Origin of the sequence: Globicatella sanguinis NBRC 15551 (genome assembly GCF_001552295.1) — a bacterium.
Classification (GTDB): Bacteria; Bacillota; Bacilli; order Lactobacillales; family Aerococcaceae; genus Globicatella; species Globicatella sanguinis.
Window position 1 is genome coordinate 1 of the sequence record NZ_BCQX01000152.1, and the last position, 4,205, is coordinate 4,205.

Below are 4,205 nucleotides of genomic sequence, written 5' to 3' on the forward strand. Positions count from 1 at the left end.
AATCAAAAGAATATAATCTTCACGACGTTCAGTTTGTTGTGTAACTTTACCTTGTTGTTGTGCTTGTTGTCTTTTTAATTGTTCAATTTGTTCTTCGTAACGTCTAATTTGTTCTTCGTACTGATTCTGTAATGTTTCTTCTTCAGTTTGTGCTTGTTTGCGAACTTCTTCAGCTGTTAATTGTTTGTTTTTCTTATTATCTGCCATGTATTTAATTAATAATGGCGCAACTAATACTAACACACGTTTTACAGCTGCCGGGCTTAATCCTAAGGTGTCGGCTATTTTTTCAATGATACCTGTTTTATTGCCAAATAAATGGTTTAACATTTTATCGCCATCTTCGACATCAGCTTTTTGCGTATAATCAGCAACTGAATCAAAATGAGTATCATTAGCATGGTCTTTTAAGGCATTGTCAAAAGCAATTAAGCCTTCTTCAGTTGAAGTATTATTATTAATTGCTTTTAAAATTAATGGTAATGCCATCCCTACAATTGAACTCGCTTGAGACGCATCTATTCCTGCACGATCAGAAATTGCTGTCACATCATTGCTATCTACATTTGATAAAATATCCATTAAACTACCGGCTGTATCAAATAATCCCATAATTATTCTTCCTCTCAATTTGTATTGTTACTTTAATTTAACATAACATCAATGAAAAGAATAATGAAACGCCTTACAATCGATTATATTTTTTCTTGCATACGATGCATATTGGCATAACGTCCATCTAATGCTAAGAGTTCCTCATGGGTTCCTCGTTCAACGATTTCCCCATTATCTAAAACTAATATTTGATCCGCATCACGAATAGTTGAAAGTCGATGGGCAATAATAAAGGTCGTTCGACCTTGCTTCACAATATTCATGGCTTTTTGGATAATGGCTTCTGTTTCAGTATCAATATGGGATGTTGCTTCATCTAAAATAAGGATTTTAGGATTACTAGCTAAAGTTCTAGCAAAAGCAATAAGTTGTCGCTCACCACTTGAAAATGCATTTCCTTTTTCAATAACCGGTTCTTCAATCCCTTTATCCAAACGATTAAGCATATCTTTAGCGCCAACCTTTATTAAAGCATCCATTATCATTTCTTTGGTAATCGTCGCATCATCCATCGCGACATTTGAAGCGATAGTTCCGGTAAATAAATACGGATCTTGTAATACGATTCCCATTGAACGGCGAACTGATTCGCGATTATATTCAGCAATATTTTGTCCATCGATTAAAATTTCACCTAGCTGTGGATCATAAAAACGGAATAATAAATTAATTAAAGAGCTTTTTCCACTACCAGTATGTCCTACTAAGGCAATTGTTTGCCCTTTTTTAGCTTCCAAGTTAATATTTTTTAAAACATATTTTTCATCTGTATAGCCAAAAGAAATATTATGAAAGACTACATTGCCATCATTGACCGTAAGTTCCTTTTCAGTATCCACTTCTTTGGGTGCATCTAATAATTCCATAACACGTTTCCCTGTCGTTAATGAACGTTGTAACTCAGGAAACATTCGCACTAACATTCCCATATTATTAAACAAGCGATCGATATAATTAATATAAGTTAAAAGTAAACCAGCGGAGACGGTCACATAACCCCCTAAAAATTGATACCCAGCCCAAGCTAATACACCAAAGAATACAATTCGTTTAAATAAGTCTACTAAACTCCAAGAGATAGTGGCGTGAACATTAATCATCTTTACATCGGCTTGATACATCTTTTCGATAACGGTATCAAATCGTTCAATCGCATCCTTTTCTTGATTAAATAATTGAATTATTGCACTCCCTGTCATCATTTCATTGACCTGTGTGTTCACTTCACTTTGCATTTCATAATAGGTGGTCAGTTGACTTTCTGTACGTAATTGCCATAGTCGTTGCCAGCCTATAAAAACTGGAATTAATAATAATAAAGCCAAACCCATTTTATAATTAATGAAAAAGATGATAACATAAACACTGATGACACTCATCATTAAGACTAAAATATTAGATAACAAACTACCGTAAAATTGCGCTCTTAAGGTTTCGGTGTCATTGACAATACGAGCAGAAATCTTGCCTGCCGGTTTATCATCAAAATACGCGACCGGTAAATTTTGCATTGTTTCATAGGCTTCATTTCGCAAATGAGCCGCTACTTTATTCGCACAATACATCAATATTCGAATAGCAATATAGCTTATAATACTCCCAATAATGGACAAACCGATATAAAAAGCTAACCACATTAATAACTTGCTTGAATCAAGAGTAGCTCCCTTCGTTAATGGCGTTAATAAATGGTCAATAATATATTGGACAATAAGTGGCGCTGCTTGTAGAGCTCCACTGGAAATAAGTAGTAATACTAAACCTAAAATAAAAGGTAAGCGAACTATTTTTAAATAGGATAAAAGTCTCAATACTAATTTCATTCAGTCACACCCCTTTTACTTTGTTGTTTATAATACTGCTCAGCATACCAACCCTTTTGTTGGACTAACTCTTGTGGCGATCCTTCCTCAACGATTCGGCCCCCTTCTAATACAATTACCCAATCGGCATGATTAACCGCTGATAATCGGTGGGTGATAATAATATTCATTTTGCCTTGTCGCAATGTTTGAATGTTTTCAATAATAATGCGTTCCGTTTTAGCATCGACCGCTGATAAGGAGTCATCTAAAATTAATAAATTAGGTTGCTTGATCATCGCTCTAGCAATCGAAATCCGTTGTTTTTGCCCTCCCGAAACAGAGACCCCTTTTTCACCGACTAACGTATCATAGCCATTAGCCATACGTTCCAAATCTTGAGTGAAAGCTGCTACGGCTACCGCAATATCTAATTCTTTTTGGCTAGCATCTTTTTTACCAACTTTTATGTTATCAGCCACTGAACGTGAGAATAAGACATGTTCTTGCGGCACATAACCTATCTGCTGTTCAATTGATTGTCTTTGGTAATTTTCAATTGGGTGACCATTGATTAATAATTGTCCTTCTCCCACAGGATATTGACGCAATAACTGACGTACAAAAGTCGTTTTGCCACTACCTGTTTTACCAACAATACCTAGAGTTTGTCCCTTTTCAAGTTTTAAGTTGACATGACTTAATCCATCATAATCACTATTAGCATATTTAAAAGAATAATCCACTAATTCCAATGATTCTAATGTTGTTAGTTCCAATGAACCATCCGGTTCTAAATCATCACCCGTTTCAATGATTTCATTGATTTTTTTGAAAGATAGTTCTCCTGTTTTATAAACCAAAATCAAATCCGATAACATCCACATGGGATCTAATAGTATCCAACTATACATTTGTAAAGCCACTACGTCCCCAATTTGCATCTGGCCTTGACTCATAACCAGCCCGCCTAAGCCCAAAATGATAACGGTACTCAAAGCAAGAAAGACATTGGCTGCACGTCCATATAGCGCTTGGTAGACCATAATATTATCAGCTCGTTGTCTAAGTTGATCGGTTTTTTCTGCAAAACGCGCAGCACCTAAACGACTATTACCATAGGCACGTGTTACCCTAATCCCTTCCACTACTTCTAATACTTCATTACTTAAGGCAGATACAGCTTCACGGTTTGCTTCTACCATATCATCTTGTTTTTTCCCAATATAATAGACAATAATTCCCAAAATCACTAATGGAATCATGCCCAACAGTGAAATCCACCATGAAATCATAAACATTTGCGGAATAATGATGATAACCGTCCCAATACTATATAGAAAACTCATCGTACCATAACCTAATAATTCGGAAAGACTCGCAATATCACTAGTAAAACGTGTCATCATGTCCCCACTACGAAATTTATCGTAAAAAGGAATACGCATTGAACTCAATTTATGAAACAACTTTCGTTTTAATTCTAATTCATAATAGGCTCTTGCCGAAAATAGCCATTTAACCCAGAAAAATCCTGCAATATAGGTTAATATCGCTGTCACTAAAATTAAAACTAATTGAAAATTTAAATTTGTTTGAGTAAGCGTATTATTGGAAATTTGATTAATAATTGTTTGTGTCACTTTAGTTGGTACCACCGAAAATCCATATTCTACAAATAATAAAATTAGGATAGCGATGTATAACCATTTTCTTTGAATAATATAATTCCAAATTTCTTTAAGCATCATTGACCTCTTTTCTGATTTTTTATTTCTAATTTTTTGC

Annotated in this window: 3 protein-coding genes; all 3 read right to left on the reverse strand. The window is 34.8% G+C overall.

Annotation, left to right across the window (positions count from 1 at the left end; genetic code table 11):
• A partial coding sequence (locus GSA01S_RS09480) for a DUF937 domain-containing protein (RefSeq protein ID WP_066126944.1) occupies window positions 1-612 on the reverse strand: 612 nt, incomplete at its 3' end.
• Window positions 613-695: 83 nt separating this feature from the next.
• Window positions 696-2,438: an ABC transporter ATP-binding protein gene (locus GSA01S_RS09485; RefSeq protein WP_066126947.1), complete on the reverse strand. Its 1,743-nt coding sequence runs from the start codon at window positions 2,436-2,438 to the stop codon at window positions 696-698.
• Window positions 2,435-4,165, reverse strand: coding sequence for an ABC transporter ATP-binding protein (locus tag GSA01S_RS09490; RefSeq protein ID WP_066126949.1), 1,731 nt, complete (start codon window positions 4,163-4,165; stop codon window positions 2,435-2,437). Before GSA01S_RS09490 ends, GSA01S_RS09485 begins: the two co-directional genes overlap by 4 nt.
• Between the last annotated feature and the right edge of the window lie 40 nt (window positions 4,166-4,205).

What these genes read in the sequence shown, in the direction of transcription:
- GSA01S_RS09485 (WP_066126947.1), bottom strand. Translation starts at nt 2,438, where the DNA reads ATGAAATTAGTATTGAGACTTTTATCCTATTTAAAAATAGTTCGCTTA.
- GSA01S_RS09490 (WP_066126949.1), bottom strand. Translation starts at nt 4,165, where the DNA reads ATGCTTAAAGAAATTTGGAATTATATTATTCAAAGAAAATGGTTATAC.